This window comes from Dehalobacter sp. DCM (genome assembly GCF_024972775.1).
GTDB lineage: Bacteria > Bacillota > Desulfitobacteriia > Desulfitobacteriales > Syntrophobotulaceae > Dehalobacter.
Genome location: NZ_CP092282.1, coordinates 3860304 through 3883639, shown reverse-complemented (window position 1 = coordinate 3883639; position 23336 = coordinate 3860304). Strand labels below are relative to the sequence as shown.

Annotated in this window: 19 protein-coding genes; 16 read left to right on the top strand and 3 right to left on the bottom strand. The window is 43.8% G+C overall.

Annotated features, from left to right (window positions below; translation table 11 throughout):
• The first annotated feature begins 128 nt into the window (after positions 1–128).
• The gene (locus tag LPY66_RS18005) at positions 129–2567 is read left to right on the top strand and encodes a molybdopterin-dependent oxidoreductase (protein WP_337985624.1); all 2439 of its coding nucleotides are present in this window, start codon (positions 129–131) and stop codon (positions 2565–2567) included.
• Complete coding sequence (locus tag LPY66_RS18000) at positions 2537–2923, top strand: 4Fe-4S dicluster domain-containing protein (RefSeq protein WP_337985623.1); 387 nt, start codon at positions 2537–2539, stop codon at positions 2921–2923. Before LPY66_RS18005 ends, LPY66_RS18000 begins: the two co-directional genes overlap by 31 nt.
• 241 nt (positions 2924–3164) lie before the next feature.
• Here the strand turns inward: LPY66_RS18000 and LPY66_RS17995 are convergent, their stop codons facing one another.
• Positions 3165–4748: a PucR family transcriptional regulator gene (locus tag LPY66_RS17995; protein WP_337985622.1), complete on the bottom strand. Its 1584-nt coding sequence runs from the start codon at positions 4746–4748 to the stop codon at positions 3165–3167.
• A gap of 405 nt (positions 4749–5153) precedes the next feature.
• On the opposite strand from LPY66_RS17995, the gene LPY66_RS17990 reads away from it, so the two are divergent.
• Positions 5154–6380: an MFS transporter gene (locus LPY66_RS17990; protein WP_337985621.1), complete on the top strand. Its 1227-nt coding sequence runs from the start codon at positions 5154–5156 to the stop codon at positions 6378–6380.
• Between the two features lie 72 nt (positions 6381–6452).
• Here the strand turns inward: LPY66_RS17990 and LPY66_RS17985 are convergent, their stop codons facing one another.
• Positions 6453–8444 (bottom strand): sigma-54 interaction domain-containing protein, encoded by a 1992-nt coding sequence (locus LPY66_RS17985; protein ID WP_337985620.1) that lies wholly within the window; start codon positions 8442–8444, stop codon positions 6453–6455.
• Between the two features lie 496 nt (positions 8445–8940).
• Here LPY66_RS17985 and LPY66_RS17980 point away from each other — a divergent pair, with 496 nt between their 5' ends.
• The 11 genes from LPY66_RS17980 (at position 8941) to LPY66_RS17930 (ending at position 19842) form a co-directional block, all read left to right on the top strand.
• Positions 8941–9129, top strand: coding sequence for a hypothetical protein (locus LPY66_RS17980; protein ID WP_337985619.1), 189 nt, complete (start codon positions 8941–8943; stop codon positions 9127–9129).
• Between the two features lie 73 nt (positions 9130–9202).
• Complete coding sequence (locus tag LPY66_RS17975) at positions 9203–11521, top strand: molybdopterin-dependent oxidoreductase (protein ID WP_337985618.1); 2319 nt, start codon at positions 9203–9205, stop codon at positions 11519–11521.
• Entirely contained in the window at positions 11508–11855 is a 348-nt protein-coding gene (locus tag LPY66_RS17970; RefSeq protein WP_337985617.1) for a 4Fe-4S binding protein, read from the top strand. The genes LPY66_RS17975 and LPY66_RS17970 overlap by 14 nt, the downstream gene beginning before the upstream one ends.
• 164 nt (positions 11856–12019) lie before the next feature.
• Positions 12020–14341: a molybdopterin-dependent oxidoreductase gene (locus LPY66_RS17965; protein ID WP_337985616.1), complete on the top strand. Its 2322-nt coding sequence runs from the start codon at positions 12020–12022 to the stop codon at positions 14339–14341.
• Entirely contained in the window at positions 14328–14675 is a 348-nt protein-coding gene (locus tag LPY66_RS17960; RefSeq protein ID WP_337985615.1) for a 4Fe-4S binding protein, read from the top strand. Before LPY66_RS17965 ends, LPY66_RS17960 begins: the two co-directional genes overlap by 14 nt.
• 185 nt (positions 14676–14860) lie before the next feature.
• Entirely contained in the window at positions 14861–15154 is a 294-nt protein-coding gene (locus LPY66_RS17955; protein ID WP_337985614.1) for a hypothetical protein, read from the top strand.
• A 53-nt stretch (positions 15155–15207) separates the two neighbouring features.
• The gene (locus tag LPY66_RS17950; protein WP_337985613.1) at positions 15208–16026 is read left to right on the top strand and encodes a methyl-accepting chemotaxis protein; all 819 of its coding nucleotides are present in this window, start codon (positions 15208–15210) and stop codon (positions 16024–16026) included.
• Between the two features lie 194 nt (positions 16027–16220).
• Positions 16221–17024, top strand: coding sequence for a methyltetrahydrofolate cobalamin methyltransferase (locus LPY66_RS17945; protein WP_337985612.1), 804 nt, complete (start codon positions 16221–16223; stop codon positions 17022–17024).
• 71 nt (positions 17025–17095) lie between these two features.
• Positions 17096–17728, top strand: a complete 633-nt coding sequence (locus LPY66_RS17940) for a corrinoid protein (RefSeq protein ID WP_337985611.1) — start codon at positions 17096–17098, stop codon at positions 17726–17728.
• 60 nt (positions 17729–17788) lie between these two features.
• Entirely contained in the window at positions 17789–18766 is a 978-nt protein-coding gene (locus tag LPY66_RS17935) for a uroporphyrinogen decarboxylase family protein (RefSeq protein ID WP_337985610.1), read from the top strand.
• An 80-nt stretch (positions 18767–18846) separates the two neighbouring features.
• On the top strand, positions 18847–19842 hold the full coding sequence (locus tag LPY66_RS17930; protein WP_337985609.1) for a uroporphyrinogen decarboxylase family protein: 996 nt from the start codon (positions 18847–18849) through the stop codon (positions 19840–19842).
• 116 nt (positions 19843–19958) lie between these two features.
• On the opposite strand, the gene LPY66_RS17925 is transcribed toward LPY66_RS17930, so the two are convergent.
• Positions 19959–21158: an MFS transporter gene (locus LPY66_RS17925; RefSeq protein ID WP_337985608.1), complete on the bottom strand. Its 1200-nt coding sequence runs from the start codon at positions 21156–21158 to the stop codon at positions 19959–19961.
• Between the two features lie 332 nt (positions 21159–21490).
• On the opposite strand from LPY66_RS17925, the gene LPY66_RS17920 reads away from it, so the two are divergent.
• Together LPY66_RS17920 and LPY66_RS17915 are read left to right on the top strand one after the other, a co-directional pair.
• Positions 21491–23050, top strand: a complete 1560-nt coding sequence (locus LPY66_RS17920) for a PucR family transcriptional regulator (protein ID WP_337985607.1) — start codon at positions 21491–21493, stop codon at positions 23048–23050.
• Positions 23040–23312, top strand: coding sequence for a helix-turn-helix domain-containing protein (locus tag LPY66_RS17915; RefSeq protein WP_337985606.1), 273 nt, complete (start codon positions 23040–23042; stop codon positions 23310–23312). The genes LPY66_RS17920 and LPY66_RS17915 overlap by 11 nt, the downstream gene beginning before the upstream one ends.
• The last annotated feature ends 24 nt before the right edge of the window (positions 23313–23336 follow it).

Genomic DNA, 23336 nt, shown 5'->3' with positions numbered 1-23336 from the left:
GCCGGGGGAGTCTTAATCCGGGAGCAAAGCAGCAAATCAAATTAACACAGCAAACAAAAATCTATGGATGGACTAATACCGCGACGGCCACGGATGGCAAGGAGCGGTGAAAGGAGCGAGAATGCGATATGGAATATAAGAACGATTTAGGCAAACCCTGGCGATATGAGGAAGACGGCTTCACCGTCACACGCACCTCCATGTGGTCGCCTCCGGGCTGCCACCCGGTAGGCTGCGGCCTGAAGCTCTATGTTGATAAGGAGGGGAAGCTCGATCACGTCGAAGGCGACGAGAATAACCCCATCACCAAAGGGCGGTTATGTGTCCGTTGTCTGGCGCTGCCGGACTACGTCTACAATCCGAGCCGGGTGCTCTATCCTATGAAGCGCGACCCCAAAGACCGCGGCAAGGATGCCTGGGAACGCATCTCCTGGGATGAGGCCTATGCGATCATCAAGGAAAAACGTGACTACTTTGCTCAAACCTACGGTCCCGAATGTATGGCGGTCTTCTCAGGCACAGGCCGAAGCGGGGGGATCATGTGCCAGGAGATGGCGCAAAAAGTCCTGGGCACTCCCAACGCCTGCTATACGCAGTCCGGCTTTGCGTGTTATCAGCCGCGCTCGGCGGCCTGCTCCTGCGTCCTGGGAGCTTATTATCCGGAGATCGACTATGCAGGAGGGCTTGAGGGCGGCTATGACAATCCCGAGTATGTTGTGCCGGAAGTCATCGTCGTCTGGGGCAAAGAGCCACTCCCTTCCAATGGCGATGGCCTTTTCGGCCATGTCGTTCTCGACCTGATGAAAAAAGGAGCCAAGCTCATATCGGTCGATCCGCGGGTCAACTGGCTGACGACCCGCTCCGAAATCCAGCTGCGGGTCCGTCCGGGAACCGATGCCGCACTGGCAATGGCTTGGTGCTACATCATCATCAATGAAGACCTTTACGACCACGACTTTGTCGATCAATGGTGTTATGGCTTTGAGGAGTTTAAAAACCGTATCAATGATCCTGAAAAAGGCATAACGCCCGAAAAAGCTGCTGAAATCTGCGATGTCGATGTCGCTAAGATCTATGCGGCGGCCCGGATGTATGGCAAGGCGAAGCCGGCGACTATCGCGTGGGGCCTGGCTTTTGACCAGAATCAGAATGGAAATCAGGCAGGACACGCCATGCTGGCTATTATGGCCATCACCGGCAACGTCGATGTCCCCGGTGGACAGATCATCGGCGAAGTCCCGGCTGATATGGGCATGGAATCTGAGATGGCCGCCGGCGCGGGTGGGGCCCAGATCGAAAAGGCCGACGGTGCTTGGGAAGGCGATTCGACGGATGTAATCTCGTTTGGCGGAATAGGCGATGAGACTGCACAGGGCGGCTGGGAAGGAATCGGCGAAGAGCTTACCCAGAAGACCATCGGTATGGATCAATACCCTCTCTACTGCAACAACATCCGCATGGCTCATGCCGACATGATGCTGGACGCGCTCTTAACCGGTGAGCCTTACAAGGTGCGTATGGGATGGATACAGTCGACAAATTTGCTTTCCCCGACCTGCTGCGCCGAACCGTCCAAATGGTATCAAGGTCTGCTCGGCCTGGAGTTCTGTATTGCAACGGATGTGTTCCTGACGCCTTCGATTCAGGGATGCGCTGATCTTTTCCTCCCGATACAGTCCTGCGCGGAGAAAGACGATGTCAATATGACGCACTATGCCGGATCACCGGTCATGGTGGGTGCGATTAACAAGGCTATTGATGTCGGTGAGGCAAAAAGTGATGCGCAGATATTGGTCGATCTCGGCAATATTCTCGGCTCCCCGCGCATTGCGGGCCGCTACACGACGGGTGCGGAATACACCAGCGACAATCGCGCCGTTATCGCGGGCATGGATATCCGCGCGTTGGGTGATGTTGTCTACTACCAGCGGGGCTGCAATTACCGTAAATACGAGAAAGGCCTGCTTCGTCCTGATCGCAAGGCGGGTTTCCTTACCAACACCGGACGCGTCGAACTCTATTCGACGGCTTTTGAGGCCAATGGGGAAGACCCTCTGCCCTATTACAGCGAACCGGCCTTCAGCCCCCGTAAGGATCCCGTAAGAGGGGAAAAATATCCGTTCATCCTTACCACCGGAGCGCGCACCTATGCCTTCTTCCACAGTGAGCATCGGCAGATACCGCGCCTGCGCGAGCTGAACCCTAACCCACTGCTGGAAATAAACCCCGAAGACGCGCGGAAAATCGGCGTCACCGACGGCCAGTGGGTGGAAATCGCCAATGAATTCGGCAAGGCGAAATTCAAGGCCAGGGTATCGCCCATCGTCCGTGCGGGTACCGTTCATGCCCAACATGGCTGGTGGTTCCCGGAGCAGGAAGGCGAGGCACCCAATCTTTTCGGTGTCTGGCAATCCAACTGCAATGACCTTGTGCCAAACCATTACAACAGCAAACTCGGCTATGGCGCGCCGCATAAATGTATGTCGTGCACTATCAGGCCGCTCAATGAGAACCTGGATGCTGATATGAGCATGATATGGGAGAAATTTGGAAAGTTGGTGAAATAATGGCAGTTGGCTATGGGCTTCTTATCGACTATGAATTCTGTTCAGGATGTCAGACCTGCGAAGTCGCCTGCAAGGAGGAGCACGATTTGCCTGTTGGGAAATGGGGCATCCGCGTCCTGGATGACGGACCTTGGCAGAAAAACGATGTCGACGACGAGGGGAAAAATTTCAACTGGAATAAGATTCCTGTTCCGACCGACCTTTGTGACCTTTGCGCAGACCGCGTCAAGGCGGGAAAGGATCCTTCCTGCGTCCATCACTGTCAAGCCTTTGTGATGAAGTTCGGCACCATCGAAGAACTCGCGGCAGAGCTCACTAAAAAACCGAAACAGGTTCTCTGGGTTCCTCGGGGATAGGCAGCCTTTGGTGGCACAGCCGCTGTGAACAGGCCTCCCGAAAAATTCAGCCAGCCAGGGTACAAAACGCCTTGGCTGGCTTGTTTTTCTAGTCAGTTTTCCGCATTTACCGCATAAATTTCAACAATAGCACGCCACTCCCAGCTCCCCCTTTACTATGATTAACCCTGCCGCCCGTCTTTTGAATTTAACAATTTGAATTAATTTTGGATGAGGCAAATATAAGTAGACACAATTATAATTAGTCTAAATAGGAGAGAACTTTGGCAAGAGAAGAGGTTTTTTCCACATATTCGATGACCAAATACGAAAACATAATATGCAGGACTTCTTTATTATTTTTCAAATCAAAGTTAATAATGTGCATAATTTTATCTATCCTATAAACAAAGGTATTGCGATGGATGCCTAACTCTTTGGCGGATTCTACCAAACTCTTGTTATTGGTCAAATAAACATGAAGACATTTGTAAAAGTCGGTGTGATTTTTATGATCATAAGAGAGGAGTTTTATAAGTCCACGATGGCAAAGCTTTAAAAGATCAACTTGTTTATAACTGCTTTGAATAATAAGATAGACGGCATAATCCCGATAAGAGTAGAATAATTCATCGGGATCAATTATTTTTCCAAGTTCAAGAGCAGCAGTTGACTCCGAATAGAATTTAGAGAGTAGTGAAAAATCATAGAATGAGGTACTTAGACCACATTCAAAATTATTCTGCTTAAAGAACTCTTTTAATTTTTCAATTGCGGTATCTTGAAAATTCATATTAATGCGCAAATTAATTATCACAATGAGGTTATTATCATAGATGATCGTGTTTATGCCTACAAATAGCTTTTTGAGATAGCTACAATAATAGCCAAGGGCGTTAGCAAGGAGTGCGTCCTGATTTGGCACGGCAATTAGAAGGCAATAGGGATCTGTCGGCTGCCAGCCCAGATAGTTAAGATAATGTTGGATGATCCTTTGGTCACATGCAGTATTGCCTAGAAGGTCCGTAATAAAACGTTCAAATAAAGGTCCTTGAGTTTTTTGGTAATGGGGATCTGTTTTAATTGAGACTGCGATATACTTAGCCAATTGTTCAGTAAGATAAAGATCACTATCGGCAAACGGTTTTCTGATTTCTAAAATACCTAAATGGGCGACGGTCTGATGATCAATTCGGATGTTCATTTCGATGCCCTTATATCTAAATTCTTTCGGTCTTATAACAAAGGAAGCCTTCCGATTATCAAACAGAAACTTGAGAGTACCGGAGTTAATCAATGAATTGATGACTCTCATATCGGCATGTCCTTCTTTAACGATGCATTTCCACGCGTAATCAACTTCATCTTCCCCGATTTCTTTGCTCCAAGCGAGTGTAATCAGGTGTGTGTCAAGCAAATAAATAGGATTTTGAAATATCTTAAAGGCAATATCTATTAAATCCTGGAGCCCTCGCTGATTGATTATGGATTCTTGAAGTTCATTTTCCCAATTATTAAATAGATCAAAGATACTGCTTATGTCATTATAAATATCATGGAATTCAAACCTTGGTTCGATTTGGATGATATAGCATGGGGAATTGTCAAGCAAATCTTTCGACAATTGGTTTCCGTAGTAAATTAAATTTGCTTCCTGCTGCAAAATAGGATGATTTTTATCAATATCCGAAGATTCAGCGAGATAGACATGAAAGGCATCAAATTGGGACTGATCTTTCTTAAGATATTTTAGGCTTTTCAATGTATAACTGCAATTTTCGGTGTTGTTTAGGGTTGGGTTATACTGCTGTATTCTTTCAGCAATCATCTGGATGCTGATATTCATATAGTATCATCCCTTCCAGGGTGTAATGAATATATTTTATGCTAATTACATGAAACATACAATAAGTCAGGCAGTAGTATGGCATAAAGATCTTAAAGAGAGAACAGAATTTAACAAAATTATTGTTTGAATTTCAAATTTAAAACCTCTTACTTGTTACGCAATATTCGAATTTCCGCGTAATTTGTGGTTTTTCAACATGGTATGCTTTTTGCAAATAGCTTATAGCTAGGAGGTGAAGCTATTACTGCAGTATATTTTGAGAATAGACAGGGGGGAGGGGCTATTTAAAACACCATCGGATACTCAATATGACCCGGAACCCTAATATGGGGCATATTATCAGAAGGAATCATCTTACAAATAGAGATAATCATGAGCTAAATTTTTAAGGGAGAGAATAATATGAAAAAAGCGTGGTTAATGGCTACTGTCGCACTTATAACTGGAATTGTCTTCACTATGGGGTTATTCAAAGTACCGCCGACAATGATATTGCTGATGCAAGATTTGCATGTGGGGATTGGAATCATCGGGCTAACAATGAGTGTTTGTGCCATTGCGTCTGCCGTCATTTCTTTACCAGGTGGGGCAATTATGCAAAAGGTTGGTTTTAAAAAGTTTGGTATAGCCGCAATCATAATCAGTATTCTTGGAACCGTTATCGCCATAATTGGCACAAGTTTTACAACCATGTTAATCAGTCGCATCATTGAAGGCGCTTGTGTCGGGATGATGTTCATAACCATTCCTGCCATTATTTCTGCTTGGTTTCCGCCTGAAAAACGTGGACTTCCCATGGCAATTTTTTCGTTATGGATGAGTATCGGAATGCTTATCATTTTTAATCTAACAAACATGGTTGTACCAAGTTATGGATGGAAAGGATTATGGTGGCTCTCGGCGATTCTTCTCGCAATGATGGGCGTAATTTTTGCTTTGGTTATTAAAAAACCTGCCAATGAGGCTGCCCAGACGGCATCTCAATCGCCGGTGACAGCAAAAGTACCTTTGAGCGTAGGATTCAAATCTCTTTCTGCTTGGCTTTTAGGCATTACATTTGCAACCTTTGCAATCACCAATACGGCTTTTAATTCATTCTATCCAACTTTCCTTCAGCAAAGCCTGGGACTTGATATGGCTTCGGCGAATTCATTAACTAGTATAACGACGATTGGAAGTATCGTTGGCGGGGTTATAGTGGGTATTATATTAAATAAAATTAAAAATAAAAACCATGGCATTTTATTGATTGTCAGTATGATATTGGCTGGAGTCTTTGCTTTTGTCCAATTTAATATTTCTTCAAATGGCATACTTATACCGTTTGTGATTGTTTGCGGAGTAGTCTATCAAATGGCTCCCCCTATACTCTTTACTATGGCACCGGATGTTGCTCCGATGCCGGAAGCAATCCCCGTCACGATCTCAATCGTAACATTAGGGTCTGCCCTTGGTGGAATACTGGGATCAGCTATCATAGGGCCGATCGTTGAAGCGTCTAAAGGTAATTGGAATGCAGTGAGTATACCCTTGCTGGGAATTCTCGCCATCGGTATAATTGCTTCTGTCCTCCTGCAAGTGATCAGAAGCAAAAAAGCCGTAAGACAACAGTCGGAATATGCAAAATAGTATTTTCAATTAATTGTTTTAGGCCGGTAAAGAATTTACCGGCCTAATTATATAAACCTGACTTTTAGATAATTAGTTTGAAGGGATTTTGTATTTTCTGAGTTTATAATAAAGCGTAGATTTTGAAATGCCCAAGATATCCGCGGCAGTTGCAACACTGTTTGCGGCTCTGATCATCGCTTTTTCAATGGCTATCCGCTCAGCGTCGTCCATCGTCAGCGTGTCTGCAGATTCAACCTTCACTGTTTCCGGTAAAAGAATGTCATCGGGTAAATTTCTCAGATTAATGATTCCATTCTGAGCCATCGTTACAGCGTAAACCATTGTGTTTTCCAGTTGACGGACATTACCCGGCCAAGGGTATTCCAATAGTGTTTTTTTAACCGCGCTGCTTAGATCGGGGTTCTTATTAATTCCGATTTTCCTGCAGACGCGTTTGATAAAGAAGTCGGTCAGCTCTAAAATATCTTCTTTTCGCTCTCTCAGTGCAGGGATTCTTAATTTGAAAACAGCAAGACGGTAATAAAGATCTTCGCGAAAGGTTTTCTCTGCAACCATTGTTCGGAGATTTTGGTTGGTAGCAGCTATAACTCTGAAATTTACCGGGATATAGCGTTGGCCTCCAATCCGTAACACTTTTTTTTCTTCAAGGACACGAAGCAGAACTGGTTGAATCTCCAACGGCATATCGCCGATTTCATCTAGGAACAAGGTGCCATCGTTAGCCAACTCAATTAAGCCTGGCCTTCCCTTTCGTTCGGCACCAGTGAAGGCGCCGCCTTCGTATCCAAATAACTCGCTTTCAATCAAATTTCTTGGTATTGCCGAACAATTGATGGAGACGAATGGACCGTCAGGGCGATAGTCATTATGAATCGCTTGGGCGAATAATTCCTTGCCAGCCCCGCTTTCGCCTTGAATCAGGACATTCCCGTAATTATTGGAAAATTGTTTTGCATTTCTGATTGATTCCAGAAATACGGGGCTATTTCCGACTAGATTAGCGAATGTATATGAGGCTTGGGCGCCGCGAAAATCATTGACCAGCTTTTTGATTCCTTCAATTGGGACTAAATGAACGACTGCTCCTTCGGCAATATTGCTATCGTCCATGATCGGGGTTACCGTTGTGAGATAGCGTCTTTCTGTATTGTCTTTTGGTAAGATGAGTTCATGGTTATTGACGGACAAACCATCTTTCAATGTCATTAGAATATTGCTCGCATCATGAATATAAGCAGAGATATGTTTATCTTTTGCTTTGTTCTTATCAAATGATAGGATGTGTGCGCCTTCCTGATTGATATGGGAAATAATACCTCTTTTGTCTAGGGTTATTACACCTCCGTTGACGATAGACAAGGTTGCTTGTAACATCTTGTTATTCCATTTTAGAGTGTCATTCGCTTTTAGGAGCATCATTTGTTGTTCAATAGCAAAGGCCATGGCACTGACCCAACCGAGGGAATGAGTTTGCATGATATTGTGATCGTTATCCTTCATCAACTGATAGATCAGAAGGGAGCCTATGATACCTGCGTTTTCTTCAAAAATCGGAGCGGCAGAGACGATATAGTCTTCTAAATAAACGCAATAGTTGTAAGGACCGATAAACTGAAGAGGCTGTCCAAGATTCATGCATAGTTCATGGGCTGATGTCCCGATCGTGTTTTCGCGAAGGACGGTACCTAATTCCGGCCAATAGTCATTTTCATCGTTCCCTGTTGCCGTTGTATAAAGAAGAACCCCATTACGATCTGTAAGGGTCATTCTGTGGCCCGAAGCATTTAAGATACTTAAATATTTCTTTATGAGAGGTATAGCGGTTTGTATTAACAGTTTTTTTTCTTCCAATAGTTTTTTAAATTCTTCAGCTGGTAGTTTGTGCTTTAATCGTGTGTCATTAGGGTCAATATTATAATCTTTTGATCTTATCCAGGATTCGGATACTTCAACCGGAATATAGGGTGATTCTCGGGGATCCTCATTATATCTCCAAAACCGGTTCTTTACTTCTTTTGCTTTTTCAAACAGTTCGTCATCGATTTTCAGCTTTTTGTTCATAAGGGAATTAGTTGATACAAACAAAACAAACACCTCTCTAAAGAATAATTTCAAATTTTAATACTAATAGTGAAAGTTATTCAATTAGATATTTATGCCTTGGAATAGACAGAGTCCTCTATTGGGCACAGGATTACTAGAATATTATACAATTTGGGTCATAAGAAGTAATCGTTCGAAAAGTTGAATATTTTTGTTGATTTTTGTATTGTTCGTATGAAGAACGGACATACCGAATAATTAGAACTGAAGCAAACCGAGAGAATGGATTTACCAGGAACCGTTATGTTAACGGTTCTATTTTTTTCTGTCACTAGCCGGAGTTTAATATTTGAAAGAGTTTGTTAAAAATCAGAAAGTTTATTTGTAATTCTAAACTCGAAAAATAAGTATTTACCTGTTTTTTTATGTCGGCACAATCTATGCAATAAGGTATTAATCAGGAGGTGCAAAAATAGTGTGTTTCAGGAAAACAGAGGTGAAGGAGGTGTTTTTGGTGGATAGAGAAGAGTATCTGAAGATGAGCGAGACTGAGAAATTCAAATATTTAAATAAGCAGGCAACGATGGGGATTAATTATAACAAAATTTTAGAAGATATCGGTATGACAAAGGATGACTTAGCACGAGACGGTCATTATTATATCGGCAATAAGTTTATCCGCAAACCCCCTATGCAGGATTAGGTTAGTTATCCAAAATATAGTCCTATTAATTTGACTTTGTGGTTTGTATCAGGCAAAAAAAGGAGGATTTCTTGTGTCAAAAGTATTAGATTACCATGAAAAACATAAAAATGACTGGCGGTGGCAGGAGGGAGATGTCACCGCGACCAGGACGACCATGTGGACCGGTCCTGGCTGTCATAACGGCTGCGGAATTGTTTATTACACAAAGGACAACAAAGTCGTAGGGATCGAAGGCGATGTCAATAATCCCGTCAATCAGGGAAGATTGTGCATGCGCTGCATCAACTATCTGGAATCAACCAATCATCCGGACCGTCTGAAATGGCCGCTTAAAAGGGTCGGGGAACGCGGTGAAAACAAATGGGAACGCATCTCCTGGGACGAAGCTTATGACATTATCGTAAAAAATGTTCGGGACATTCAGAAAAACTATGGTCCCGAATCGATTGTCGCTATGGAAGGGACAGGCCGTAATATCGTTTGGCAGGTCAATTACCTGTGTTATTCGGCTTTTCAAAGCCCGAACTTTACGCTTGGCTTCTTAAGTGGTGATTCCTGCTATATGCCGCGAGCAGCAGTTGAAGGTGTTACCAACGGTGACTTTTTCCTTGTCGATTGCTCGCAGCAGTTTGAAGACCGATATGAAAACCCAGAGTGGCGCGCGCCCGAATATATCATGATTTGGGGAAGTAATCCGCTGGCCGCTAATGCCGATGGTTTCTTCGGCCACTGGATTACTGACTTGATGCAGCGCGGCAGCAAACTGATCGTGACTGATCCGAAACTGACTTGGTTGGCCACCAAAGCAGATTACTGGCTCAGGATCAGACCGGGTTCTGATGCTGCCTTAGCCATGGCATTTCTGAATATCGTCATTTCCGAAGACTTGTATGACCATGATTTTGTGGAAAAATGGACCAATGGTTTTAACGAAGTTGCCGAACGCGTCAAAGAATGGACACCGGAAAGAGCCGCAGCTGTTTGCTGGGTTGACAAAGATGCACTGGTAGCCGCCGCACGGGCTTTTGCCAAAGCTGAATGTGCAGCTATTCACTGGGGCGTAGCCGTCGATATGGCGGTTACCGGAGTTTCCACTGCGCAAAGCCTGAACTCCCTCGTTGCTATAACCGGCAATATGGACGTTCCCGGCGGTAATATCCTCGTTCAGTATGCCTATGGCCAAGGTCTTGCCTATAACTACGGATTTGAAAATGTACCGCAGGATGTTGCACCAAAAAGACTGGGTAATGAATATCCCCTGCGTCAAATGGGATTTGGCGCCAACGCCCATGAGGATGCCGTTTTAGAAGCAATGGAAAGCGGCAAACCTTATCCGATTAAAATGCTCTGGCTGCAAACTACAAATCCGATTGCCAACATGGCTGGTGAAGCACCGCGTGTTTACGCTGCCATGAAGAAGGTTGACTTTTGCGTCGTCGTTGACCTCTATATGACGCCGTCAGCTGTCGCCTTTGCGGATATCGTACTGCCGGCAGCGATGAGCAGCGAACGTTGGGGCAACCGCAACTGGTATACTCCGCTGAGAACAATCACTAAAGTTGCCGAATACTACGAAGCAAAATCGGACGAAGATATCATCCTTGAGCTGGGTAAACGTCTCCAGCCGGAATTCTTCCCCTGGAAGGACAACAAAGACTGGTATGATTGGATCATGTTGAATGAAGCGACTGAAAGTGGCATGACCTTCGATGAGCTTCAGGAGAAAGTCTACAGTTTCCCGAAATTTGAATATCGGAAATATGAAAAAGGCTTGCTCCGTCCGGATGGAGACCCGGGCTTCAATACTGTGACTGGTAAGCTTGAACTGAAGATAGAGCTCTATGAAATGTGGGGCCTTGATCCGCTGCCGTGGTATGAAGAGCCTCGAGAAAGCCCGTACTCCACACCGGAGCTTTTTGAAGAGTATCCGTTCGTCATGACAACCGGTAATCGTTCTTACGAATTCTTCCATTCCGAACATCGTCAGCTGAAACTGAATCGTGAATTCCATCCCGACCCGATCATGGATATAAACGCTGATTCTGCTGCAAAACTTGGTATTAAGGAAGGCGACTGGGTCTGGATCGAAAACCGGAAAGGCCGCTTTAAACAAAGAGCACGTTTGGACCAGTTTATGGATCCAAGAGTAATCCGCGCTGAACATGGTTGGTGGTTCCCCGAGAAGGAAGCTGCTGAACCCAGCCTCTTTGGCGTATTCGATTCCAACTGCAACAACCTGACCAGCATGTGCGACAACGGCCCGACCGGTTACGGTGCGCCGTATAAAAACCAGATTGCCAAGGTCTACAAATGTACCGAAGAAAACAGCGAGATCATGCCGTCAACACAAGTAACTCGGTTAGGAGGTTTTCCCTATGTCAAAAAATAATGAGAAATACGGTTTATTAATTAACTACGAATTCTGCACTGGATGTCACAGCTGTGAAACAGCCTGTAAGGTGGAAAACAAATTAACTTACGGCCAATGGGGTATCAAAGTTGCCAAAGACGGTCCACGTCAGTTGGAAAATGGAAAATTTGAATTTATCAATGTACCGATCCCTACTTCGCTTTGTAACCTTTGTGAAGACCGCGTCAACATGGGCAAACTCCCCAGCTGCGTTCAACACTGCCAGGCTGCGGTTATGTTCTACGGTCCGGTCAAAGAACTTGCAGATAAAATGTCGGAGAAACCCTTACAGGTTATCTTTACTCCTGTATAAAAGCTAACCGGGATATGTAATACTATTTGACCTTATCCAGACGGATCCATGCCATCCGGATCACAGATAAAGGCTTTTGGATCCGGATGGCAAAATACCGAAAAAGCTCCATTAGACCTTAAGATCAGAAAAGATCTCTTTAGAAAATGAGTGGAGGTTAAATTATGGCTTACGAAATATCCGAATATTATAAGAAGCATAAAGGCGAAGCCCAATGGCAGGACGGCGAATACACCTGTACCCGTACAACCATGTGGTCAGGCCCTGGCTGCCATAACGGCTGTGGTGTTGTTTACTACACGAAGAACGGCAAAGTGGAAAAAATCGAAGGCGACCCGTATAATCCGTTTAATCTGGGTAAACTTTGCATGCGCTGTATCAACTATGTCGAAGCTGCCGACAGCAACGACCGACTGAAATGGCCGCTGAAAAGAGTCGGTGAGCGTGGCGAAAACAAATGGGAACGGATCTCCTGGGATGAAGCTTATGATATCATCGTAGAGAAAGTCAACGGTATTAAAAAAGACTACGGTCCTGAATCGATCGTCTGTATGGAAGGTACCGGCCGTAACGTTATTTGGCAGGTTCCCTATCTCTGCTATGCCGCTTTCGGCAGCCCGAACTTTACGCTCGGTTTCTTAAGTGGCGAGTCCTGCTCCATGCCCCGTCTGGTGACTGAAGCTGTAACGGAAGGCGAATTCACCTTCGGTGATTATTCCGCTCATTTCCCGGACAGGTATGAAAATCCCAACTGGAAGCTTCCGGAAGTCATTCTGCTGTGGGGGCAAAATGCCATCATATCCAATCCGGACAGCTCCTTGGGCCACTGGATTGTTGAATGTATGAAGCGGGGCTCCAAGCTTATTGTTGTTGACCCGATGCTGACTTGGCTGGCAGCTAAAGCGGATATTTGGCTCCGGGTAAGACCAGGAACCGATGCTGCTTTGGCTATGGCCATGAACGATGTCATCATCAAAGAAGACCTCTATGACCATGCCTTTGTAGAAAAATGGTGTCACGGTTTTGACGATTTTGCCGAACGTGTCGCCACCATGCCTCCCGAAAGAGCAGCTGAGATTTGTTGGATTCCCAAAGACACGATCGTCGAAGCTGCCCGTTTATATGGAAAAGCTGAGCGCGGTGCAGGGACTTGGGGCGTCTCCGTCGACATGGCGCAATGCGGCATTTCTGCTGCCCAGGCAATCAACGCGCTATGGGCGATTTGCGGCAACCTGGATAAACCCGGCGGCCAATCCATCATCCGTTATGCCTTCGACCAGGGCCTTGCCTATGACTACGGTATTGAAATCTTGCCTCCGGAAGTGACCGCTAAACGGATTGGGATGGATCTGCCCCTGAAGCAATTTGGTTTCGGTGCAACAGCCCACTCCGATACCCTCCTCAAAGTCATTGAAGCCGGCGGAGTTCCGTATCCGATCAAAATGTTCTGGTTTCAGAGCACTAACCCGATTGCCAATATGGGTGCCGAAGCACCGCGTCTTTATAAAGCCATCAAGACAGCTGACTTTAACGTCGTTGTCGATATGTTCATGACCCCGACAGCCGTCGCCTTTGCCGACCTGGTCCTGCCTTGCGCCATGAGCAGTGAGCGTTGGAGCCAGAGAAACTGGTGGATGCCGACTGCCAGCATTCGCAAAGTCGCTTCATACTATGAAGCAAAATCCGATGAACAGCTGATCCTCGAACTTGGCAAACGCTTCAGTCCGGAACTTTTCCCGTGGAAAGACGACAAGGAATGGATCGACTGGATTATCAGCGATCAGACCAGCAAAATGGGCATGACCTTTGATGAATTGTGCGACGTCGTTTGCCAGTATGAAGACTTCGAATACTACAAATATGAAAAAGGGATGCTTCGTCCCGACGGCAAACCTGGTTTCAATACGCCGACAGGCAAGGTCGAACTGAAGCTCAGCCTGTTTGAAGCATGGGGACTTGACCCGCTGCCGTGGTATCAGGAACCCCCTGAAAGCCCGTACTCCACGCCCGAACTACACAAAAAGTATCCGCTAGTCCTCACCACCGGTCACCGTTCTTGGGAATTCTTCCATTCCGAGCACAGGCAGCTGAAGTTGAACCGTGAGTTCCATCCGGATCCGATGATCAAAATGAATCCGGAAACAGCCGCCAAGTTCGGTGTCAAAGAAGGAGACTGGGTCTGGGTGGAAAACTATCGCGGCCGTTTCAAACAAAAAGTCAAGTATGAAATGCTGCATCCCGGTGTCGTGAATGCAGAGCATGGCTGGTGGTTCCCTGAAAAAGAAGCAGCTGAACCTTCCCTGTACGGCGTATTTGATTCTAATTGCAACAACTTGACGACGATGTGTCAGAACGGTCCCACAGGCTATGGCGCTCCGTATAAAAACCAACTTTGCACGGTCTACAAAGTAACTGAAGAAAACAGTAAAATTATGCCGACAGAACAAGTAACAAGATTGGGAGGATTCAACTATGTCCAAAAATAATGAGCGCTACGGATTGTTGATTGACTATGATTTCTGCACTGGCTGCCACACCTGTGAAGCCGCTTGCAAAGTCGAGCATAAACTAGCCTACGGACAATGGGGAATCAAGCTGGCCCAGGATGGCCCGCGCAAATTGGAAAATGGAAGATATGAATTCGTCTATGTTCCGATTCCAACCTCTCTCTGTGATCTTTGCGAAGATCTGGTCAAAGTCGGCAAATTCCCAACCTGTGTTGCTCACTGTCAGGCAGATGTTATGACGTACGGCCCTGTTAAAGAGCTTGCTAAAAAAATGGCAGACAAACCAAAAATGGTTTTGTTTGCGCCTAGATAAACTATAAGGTTTAAACTAAATATTTTTTGCATCGTAATTTTAGCTTAATGAGAAAAGAGGGTCACTCCCGTAAGGTGTGGCCCTCTATAATCGCTTTATTTAATCCCACATAATCTTGATACGTTTAATTCCGGACATTCCCAGAATCCTTACTTAAGAATCTTTGACTGGAAGGAGCTAATCTTATGGGCTGTTGGGTCTGCAATCCGTTATGCGGCAGATGCCGTAAAGAACTCAAAGCACCAAAAAAGTGTCCAACCTGCGGCGCGTATAACATTCGCGGCTACTACGTCGATAATAAATGTAATCAGTGCGGTAACGATATGGGAATCGGGTACCACCGGCCGGTACGCTGCCTCTATACCGGATTGATCTGCGGCAGGGCCTGCAGCCGTTCTAAAGTGCGCTTGCCCCATGGTGAAGTCAAGGCATGTTCAAACCGCATTTTCGTAAAAAATACTATTGTAGACGACCAGTAGCTGTGCTCAGAGAATCTGAGTATTGTATCTGCATTCAGGAGGGTGGCTAAGTTATGAATATAAAGTATCTTCCGGAATTTATTGCGATAGCGCCATATTTGAAGGACATACTGCATATGGATTTCGTGATCATTATCTCGGACTTAGAAAAGGTAACACATATTTTCGAGGGTAATGAACTGCATTCAGGGGGACTAAAAGTTGGTGATGGTATTGCTGATCCTGCTGTTCAAAAAGTTATAAGAGAAAATATAAGTCAATCCGTTATTTATCCGCCAGAAGTTGCTGGAAGGTATTTGAGAGCAATAAGTAATCCGGTTACTAACGATAACAATATAGTTTGCAATACTATTGGCATAACATATTCGTATGAAAACCAAAAAGAAATTGAAAAACTATCATCGGAAATGTTTAATTCGCTGGAACAGCTTGGTATAGGTGTTAGTGATATTGCTAATGAATCCCAAAACTTGTCATTATTCACTGATGAAATGGTTTCCTATACAAATCGGACACAGTCTGGAATCAAGGAAATAGATGGAATTATAAGCGGGATAAAAGAAATTGCCTCGCAGTCAAATTTGCTCGCCTTGAACGCTGCCATTGAGGCGGCACGCGCAGGAGATATTGGAAGGGGTTTTAGTGTGGTGGCTAGCGAGGTTGGTAAACTCTCCAATATGAGTAAAGATTCTGCTCAAAGGGTCAGCCAATCGCTGATGGAGATTAAAGAAGCAATCAATACTATTAGCGAGAAAGTAAATAAAATAGGCTTATCTTTCCAAAATCAGGCTGCAGCAAATGAAGAAATATCTGCAACAGTTGACGATATTGTCGTAGTTTCGAAAAAGTTAGCACAGGTTGCCAAAGTATAAATGGCAATAACTGCTGGTTGTCATAAAACATTGAACTGTGTTGTATTATGCGTACATAAAGAATAAATAATTAACAGCTAATCGTACAATTACATACTGCGAAAATAATTGTATAATGATGCCGTAATTATCGTAGAACTTTTTCTCGATTTTCTGAAACAAATGCTAATGAAAATTTTAAAAGGAGAGTCGTCATGATTATTATTGGTGAAAAAATCAACGGTGCGATTCCGTCCGTCGCCAAAGCCATCGCGGAAAAGAACGCTGACTTTATCCGCAATCTGGCTAGAATCCAGACTGATGCTGGAGCCAACTTTATCGACGTTTGCGCATCCACGGATGTCAACATCGAAGTGGAGACCCTGAAATGGCTGATCGACCTGGTCCAGGAAGTAACCGATACCCCGATTTGCATCGATAGCCCCAACGAACAGGCCATCGTAGCTGCGATTCCTTTCTGCAAAAGACCCGGTCTCATTAACTCCGTATCTGGGGAAGGCAATAAAATCGATGTGATCTTTCCTATCATCGCGGATACCAAATGGGAATGCGTCGCCCTGCTCAATGACGACAGCGGTATCTCCAAGACAGCTGAAAAACGCCTGGAAGTTTTCGACTACATCATGAAACGCGCCAAAGAGTTCAATATTGCTCCGTCCCGTCTGCATATCGATCCGCTCGTTGAAATGCTCTGCACCTCTGAAGACGGCATCAATATGATCGTGGACGTTATGAAAGAAATCAAGAGGCAGTATCCAACAATCCATATCACCGGCGGCTGCAGTAACGTCTCTTTCAACCTGCCGGCTCGTAAGCTTGTCAACCAGGCATTCCTTGTACTGGCGATGAACGCCGGTATGGACAGCGGTATCATTGACCCGACTAACCAGGACCTCTTGGGTATGATCTTTGCCACTGAAGCGCTCATGGGTCAGGACGAGTACTGTATGGAATACATCGGTGGGTTCAGAGAAGGCAAATTTGGTCAAAAGAAATAAGGGCGAACGTACCTTAAGCTTGTGTTTCTTTATTTAATTTAATATAACCAAATATCAAGGAGGACTTAAAAATGGCTAAAATCGATGAAGTCAAAGCAATGGTAGAAGCAGGAAAGACAAAACTGGTTCCCACTCTGGTTCAAGAAGCACTGGATGAAGGTAGTGCTGCCAAAGACATTCTCCAAGGCATGGTTGATTCCATGGGTATCGTCGGTGACAAATTCTCCACTGGTGAAATCTTCGTTCCCGAAATGTTGATGGCCGCAAAAGCCATGGCTAAAGGCGTCGATGTCTTAAAACCGTTAATGTCTGGGGACAGCTCCAACTCTTTAGGAACCTGCATTATCGGAACTGTCGCAGGCGATCTGCACGATATCGGTAAAAACCTCGTATCCATGATGATCGAAAGTGCCGGCTTCACGATGGTTGACCTCGGCGTTGACGTCCCGGCTGAAAGATGGATCGAAGCCATCAAAGAAAATCCGAACGTAACCCTGGTTGCGTGTTCCGGACTCTTAACCACCACGATGCCGGCGCTGAAAGAAGCTGTGCAGACCATCAAAGGCAGCGGATTAACTGGCTTCAAAGTCATCGTCGGCGGCGCGCCTGTAACCCAGGAATTTGCTAACGAAATCGGTGCTGACGGATTTGCTCCGGATGCCGGCAGTGCTGCGGTAAAAGCAGTTGAACTGGTTAAAGCTTAACAAGCATAGTACAGTAATCTTCATTAATTATTTAGCAATTATGAAGGAGGATAAGTTTAAATGCTGACGAAGAGACAAAACCTAATCGAAACAATGAAGGGTGGAAGCCCAGATCGGTTTGTTAACCAGTTTGAATTTATGAACGTTATTCATGAGGCTTATCTTAGTACAATGTGTATGCCTGGCCAAACAGTGGTCGACGGCTGGGGTATTACATTCAGTTGGCCGGAAGGACAACTTGGCGCATTTCCTCTTCATGATGAGAAGCACAAGGTGCTCAAAGATATTACCGAGTGGAAGAAATACGTTAAAGCACCCAAAATTCCAGCATCGGATGAATTCTGGGCACCGGCAATTGCCCATGCCAACAGCGTTGACCGTAAAGAAGAATATGTTGCAGCGGTAATCGCACCGGGGATCTTTGAAATGACCCATCACCTGATGGGCGTAGAAGATGCCTTGATGGCTATGTATGAAGAACCCGAAGCAATGAAGGAACTCATCGACTACCTTACCCAATATGAATTGGACGTGGCAAAAATTTTAGTTGAAAAAATACATCCAGACTGTATATTCCATCATGATGATTGGGGAAGCCAGAAAAATTCTTTCGTTTCTCCTGAAATGTTTGATGAGTTCCTTGTGCCGGCTTATAAAAAGATCTATGGTTTTTATAAAGCGAACGGTGTCGAACTGATAGTTCACCATAATGATGCTTACAGTGCCAATCTGATACCCGCAATGATTGAAGTGGGCATTGATATCTGGCAAGGTGTTATGACTACCAATAATACACCTGAACTGATTAAAAAATATGGGCCACAAATCACCTTTATGGGAGAATTAGACAGCGGTGTCATAGACTTCCCCGGGTGGACGGTGGAAAACTGTGCTAAACATGTTAGAAAAGCATGTGAAACATGTGGGAAATTATTCTTTGTTCCAAATTTGACGCAAGGGATGAATATTAGCTCATTCCCCGGTGTCTATGATTGTGTAAGCAAAGAAATTGACAGAATGAGTAAAGAAATGTTCTAGAATCAAAGATGGCTCAAGAAAACCTTGGGCCATCTTCCTCTAAAGAGGGGAAATAAGGATTAGTAGATAGGAGGTATTTTATGTTATCACCACGAGAAAATTTTCTGCTTGCAGCAGTCGAACATAAGATTCCGGAATATATTCCGAATCAAATGACGGATGTTATATGTACGGGAGCAATGTTTGAAACCTATGAGAATGGGCCTTTAGGCGGCGGCTTGGATGGATTTGGCGTCGTATGGCATGCATCAACGTCTGCTGGCGGTCAGTCTGTTCCCGGAGGAAAACCGGTGCTTGATGATGTAACCGCCTGGGAGGATATTGTAAAATTCCCGGATCTGGATACCTTTGACTGGAAAGGTGCTGCTGCAGCGCAGTTTGCAGTGCCTGGTGCAGACCGGAATTTGAAAGCTGTGGAATACCAATGCTGGAATGGACAGTTTTTGCGTCTAACCCATCTTATGGGCTTTGAAAATGCGCTTTGCGCGTTAATGGAGGAGCCTGAAGCGTGTTATGCCCTGATGGCAGCAATAACGGATTACAAAATTAAAATTGTTGAAAGAGCATCACAATACTTCAAACCAGATATTTTTACTAGTTTTGACGATACAGCGACAGAACGTGGTCTGTTCATGGCACCAAATGTCTATCGTGAACTGATAAAACCCCATCATAAGAGACTGAATGACGCGATCAGGGCTTTTGGTATGACTCCAGCAATGCATACCTGCGGAAAATGTGAGGAAATTATCCCTGACTTTATCGAAGAAGGTGCTGTAATTTGGACTTCGGCTCAGCCAATGAATAATATTGTCGCGATTCAGGAAAATTTTGGAGACAAGCTATCGATTATTGGCGGATATGACACGAATGGCCGTCCCGGTACTGAGGATGCCACGGATGAGGAAATCGATGCTGAGGTTAAACGAGTAATTGAAACATATGGACCTCGCGGAGGCTTTGTCATCATGGCTTACCGTTTGGTGAATAGCCCGGATCCGATGGACTTCTTTAAAGCGCTTATTCCGATAAACGCCGCAATTGAAAAATACGGAAAAGCTATTTATAAAAAATAGTTCCATCTAGCCATTTTGTCATCAATTATATAAGAAGGGGACGCATTCATATTTGCGTCCCCTTAGATAACAATTTGGACTTCGTATCGGATATTTTAAGAATTGGAGGTAATATCTTATTGGGTTACATTTTCTGTTGACACATACTTCGCCGGTGTTGTTCTGTCAATTATGAAGACGATCACGGCTCCAACCAAAAGTACGATTGCTGCAAGCAGAATTGCGGGTCTTCCGAAGCTATAAGCACCGAAATATTTAAAGAGGATCGGTTGAATAAACTGACCAATACCCATACCGACATAGATAATTGATACGGCTGCGCCACGAGCAGAATAGGGTACAATTCCCGTGATTTTGGTGACAAAACACGGCATAACCATTCCTAATCCCATACCGTAAACAAATGTCGCTATACAGAATATGGTGAGATCATGTGTTAGATAGATAACATACATTCCAAATGCAGAAATCAAAAAAGAGATAGGTAGCATAGTGAATTTAACAGCCTTAAACAATGGGCCAAAAAGAACAGACATAACAAATGAACCAACAGTAATCAGGGCGAAGATTCCCCCAATTTGTGCAGGAGTAGCCATTCCATCCATGACTAACACCGGTGCCCCATTGGTCGGCATAACGATCCAGGCAAACATATAGAAGAGAACCATGAAACCAATAAGATATGTTTTTCCAGGAAGTTTAGCCCGCTCACGAACATTGCTGATTCCTTCGTCAGCTTCCATTTTACCTTTGCGGTCCGGTTCAGGAAGAAAGGCGAACGCAATTGCAAAGAAAATGATGGCAACAAGATAGGCATAGAAGGTATAGGTCCAATTTATGCCGGCCAGCCACCCTCCCAAGAGCTGAAATAGAATACCACTGAGCCCGATGGTGGCGGAAACAAATCCCTGCATAGTGTTCCTTTCCTGGCCTTCAAAGAAGTCAACAACCAGGTCGGTAGACATGGGCAAACAGATACCGTTACCAATACCAAGAATAGCACGGAGTGCTAAGATAACCCAGATGTTGCTGTGCAACAACGCAGGCCCAATGCCACCGACCAGAAAACAAACAGCACCAATAAATAAAAGAGTCCTTTTTCTCGCTCCAATATCGAGTAATTTAGCATAAACAATAGGCGTTAAAGCCATAAAAATGGAAGGCACAACGATGATCATCTGAACTAGGCTTGGCGCAACATCCGGCATACCGGCCATAATGGTTCCAAGGGCAGGTGATGTGGCACCGTTTCCCGAGTCGCACATCGCAACACCGAGAATTGCAAGTTTAATCAGGTTTCTGTTAATCTCTTTCATTCCTACACCTCTTCATAAAAAAATGCGGTAAGTACTTTTCTTAAAGATATTTTCTCCTTTCCTAAAAATTGTCCGATCCCGTTTTTCACAATTGACAAAACAATTGAGCAATACGGGTAAGTCCAAAATAGTTTGTTATCCGCTCTCAGATTATCAAAAAAGATTATAAATAGCATTAGGCCAAGAACTGAATTATTTTCAGAATTGTATTGCTTAATGCATAATGAGAATTTTGTTGATTGACAAGAAGCCTGATAACAGTGCAAAAAGGGCTTACGATTTCGGAAGAGTGATTATTTAGCCATAATGATATTTTTATTAGGAGAAGGTTTATGAAAATACCTATTACCAAAATAATTGACAAATTGAGTAATTTTGATCCGATAGTATATCTTCATAATAAGAATACCCAATATAGTACCGTGCATCTTTTAAGCAAAGGGCAGATATCTTTTGAACCAACGATCATTTATATCGGAGATTATTCTCTCATTTCAGAAGAGGCACTGAGAAATCAACACGGCAATATAATTTTATTCATTTCCACAGAGGTAGGACAGACGGATAAATTCAAGCATATCGAAGCTAATATCATTATTCTGGATGAAAAAAATGATTTCAAATTCATTTTTAATTTGATAAACGATATCTTTGCCGAACAGTTAAGATTTTCTGAAGATTTAAAAAGAATAATTGATACTTTTTTGAAAGGCTACAGTCTACAGCAGATTATTGATACGGCCTATGAACTGCTTAATAATCCGATTGCTTTAACCGATGCAAGTTATAAACTAGTTGCTTTTACAAAGGATATTTTTTCCTATGACTCTGCTTGGAATGAAATGGTGTTAAAAGGCCGTATCCCAGATAAAAAGTTACAGTATTTTAAACAGCATCGTATTATCGAAAAAATGTACAATAGTCAACTCCCATTTATTTCAGATACACCTGTTGTTATGAACAGGTGTATCTTGAAAAAGGTTTCTGTTGAAGATAATATTATTGGCCATGTTGCTGTCGTTGAATATTTTCGACCCTTTGAGGAAAGAGATCTTGAGATCGTAGAACTACTTTGCAAGCTGCTATCGTCGGAAATGCAGAAGAGTAAATTATACCGATTTGCCAAAAGGGTCATCTATGAACATTTTGTTACTGATTTGTTAGACGGAAAAATCAGCAAATCTGAGGCCATCAAAGAGATTGAATCCAATGCGGATTTAGAGATGATGGATAACCTCTATATTCTGACGGCTAGCTTCGAAGAGAGTGATGTTGAAACCACGACAATCTCTTATGCCAGGGACCAGTTGGAGAGTATCATCGATAGAAGCAAATCCGTTCTCTATGATGACCACATCATTATTATTTTTGACTGTAATGATCTAAATCCCTTTTTGCCTGGCAAGTTTAAGGAGTTAAGCACTTTTTTAAAAAAGTATAAAATGTTCAGCGGGCTCAGCCAATGTTTTCATGATATTGCTGAATTGCGTAGGTATTACCGTCAATCTGTAAGTGCATTAAAATTGGGACACAACCTCAACAAAGGTAAGCAAATATATAATTATGACGATTATGTTGTTTATGACTTTATCGATCGACATGCTTTGGGTGATGACTTAAAGGATTACTGTCACCCTGCTGTTTTTAAATTGCTTGAACACGACCACAAGAATTTGACCAACCTGACGCAAAGCCTTTATATTTACCTTGAGAATTTTCAGAATAGTGTCGTGTCAGCTAAAGAATTGAAAATTCATCGCAATACCATGCATTATCGTCTTGATAAAATTCAGGAAGTTTTACAATTAAGTATTACGGACAGGGATATTTGTCACCATCTTCATTTTTCTTTGAAGATCCTTCGCTATTTGAACAACTACAATGTTTTCTAACAATTACGTACTGGCATATATCCTTAGCAAATGTACAGAAAATTTTACGGCGGAACAAATTTGCAGCAAAAAACTGATCGCCTTGAAAAAGCACGATCAAGAGAAAGAAACCGAGTATTATAAAACCTTGTTTGTTTATTTCGAATGCCGGTTCAATGCTTCTGCCGCTGCCAAAAAACTGTTTATCGATCGCAGTTCATTTCTAAGTAGAATCGAACGAATTCGGGAAATTGCAAAAATTGATTTTGAATCTAATAAATAGTTACTTTATTTGCAACTATCATTT

Excerpts from the sequence above, each read along its gene's own strand:
- LPY66_RS18005 (WP_337985624.1), top strand. The coding sequence starts at position 129 with ATGGAATATAAGAACGATTTAGGCAAACCCTGGCGATATGAGGAAGAC.
- LPY66_RS18000 (WP_337985623.1), top strand. The coding sequence starts at position 2,537 with ATGGGAGAAATTTGGAAAGTTGGTGAAATAATGGCAGTTGGCTATGGG.
- LPY66_RS17995 (WP_337985622.1), bottom strand. The coding sequence starts at position 4,748 with ATGAATATCAGCATCCAGATGATTGCTGAAAGAATACAGCAGTATAAC.
- LPY66_RS17990 (WP_337985621.1), top strand. The coding sequence starts at position 5,154 with ATGAAAAAAGCGTGGTTAATGGCTACTGTCGCACTTATAACTGGAATT.
- LPY66_RS17985 (WP_337985620.1), bottom strand. The coding sequence starts at position 8,444 with ATGAACAAAAAGCTGAAAATCGATGACGAACTGTTTGAAAAAGCAAAA.
- LPY66_RS17970 (WP_337985617.1), top strand. The coding sequence starts at position 11,508 with ATGTCAAAAAATAATGAGAAATACGGTTTATTAATTAACTACGAATTC.
- LPY66_RS17965 (WP_337985616.1), top strand. The coding sequence starts at position 12,020 with ATGGCTTACGAAATATCCGAATATTATAAGAAGCATAAAGGCGAAGCC.
- LPY66_RS17960 (WP_337985615.1), top strand. The coding sequence starts at position 14,328 with ATGTCCAAAAATAATGAGCGCTACGGATTGTTGATTGACTATGATTTC.
- LPY66_RS17955 (WP_337985614.1), top strand. The coding sequence starts at position 14,861 with ATGGGCTGTTGGGTCTGCAATCCGTTATGCGGCAGATGCCGTAAAGAA.
- LPY66_RS17950 (WP_337985613.1), top strand. The coding sequence starts at position 15,208 with ATGAATATAAAGTATCTTCCGGAATTTATTGCGATAGCGCCATATTTG.
- LPY66_RS17945 (WP_337985612.1), top strand. The coding sequence starts at position 16,221 with ATGATTATTATTGGTGAAAAAATCAACGGTGCGATTCCGTCCGTCGCC.
- LPY66_RS17940 (WP_337985611.1), top strand. The coding sequence starts at position 17,096 with ATGGCTAAAATCGATGAAGTCAAAGCAATGGTAGAAGCAGGAAAGACA.
- LPY66_RS17935 (WP_337985610.1), top strand. The coding sequence starts at position 17,789 with ATGCTGACGAAGAGACAAAACCTAATCGAAACAATGAAGGGTGGAAGC.
- LPY66_RS17930 (WP_337985609.1), top strand. The coding sequence starts at position 18,847 with ATGTTATCACCACGAGAAAATTTTCTGCTTGCAGCAGTCGAACATAAG.
- LPY66_RS17925 (WP_337985608.1), bottom strand. The coding sequence starts at position 21,158 with ATGAAAGAGATTAACAGAAACCTGATTAAACTTGCAATTCTCGGTGTT.
- LPY66_RS17920 (WP_337985607.1), top strand. The coding sequence starts at position 21,491 with ATGAAAATACCTATTACCAAAATAATTGACAAATTGAGTAATTTTGAT.
- LPY66_RS17915 (WP_337985606.1), top strand. The coding sequence starts at position 23,040 with ATGTTTTCTAACAATTACGTACTGGCATATATCCTTAGCAAATGTACA.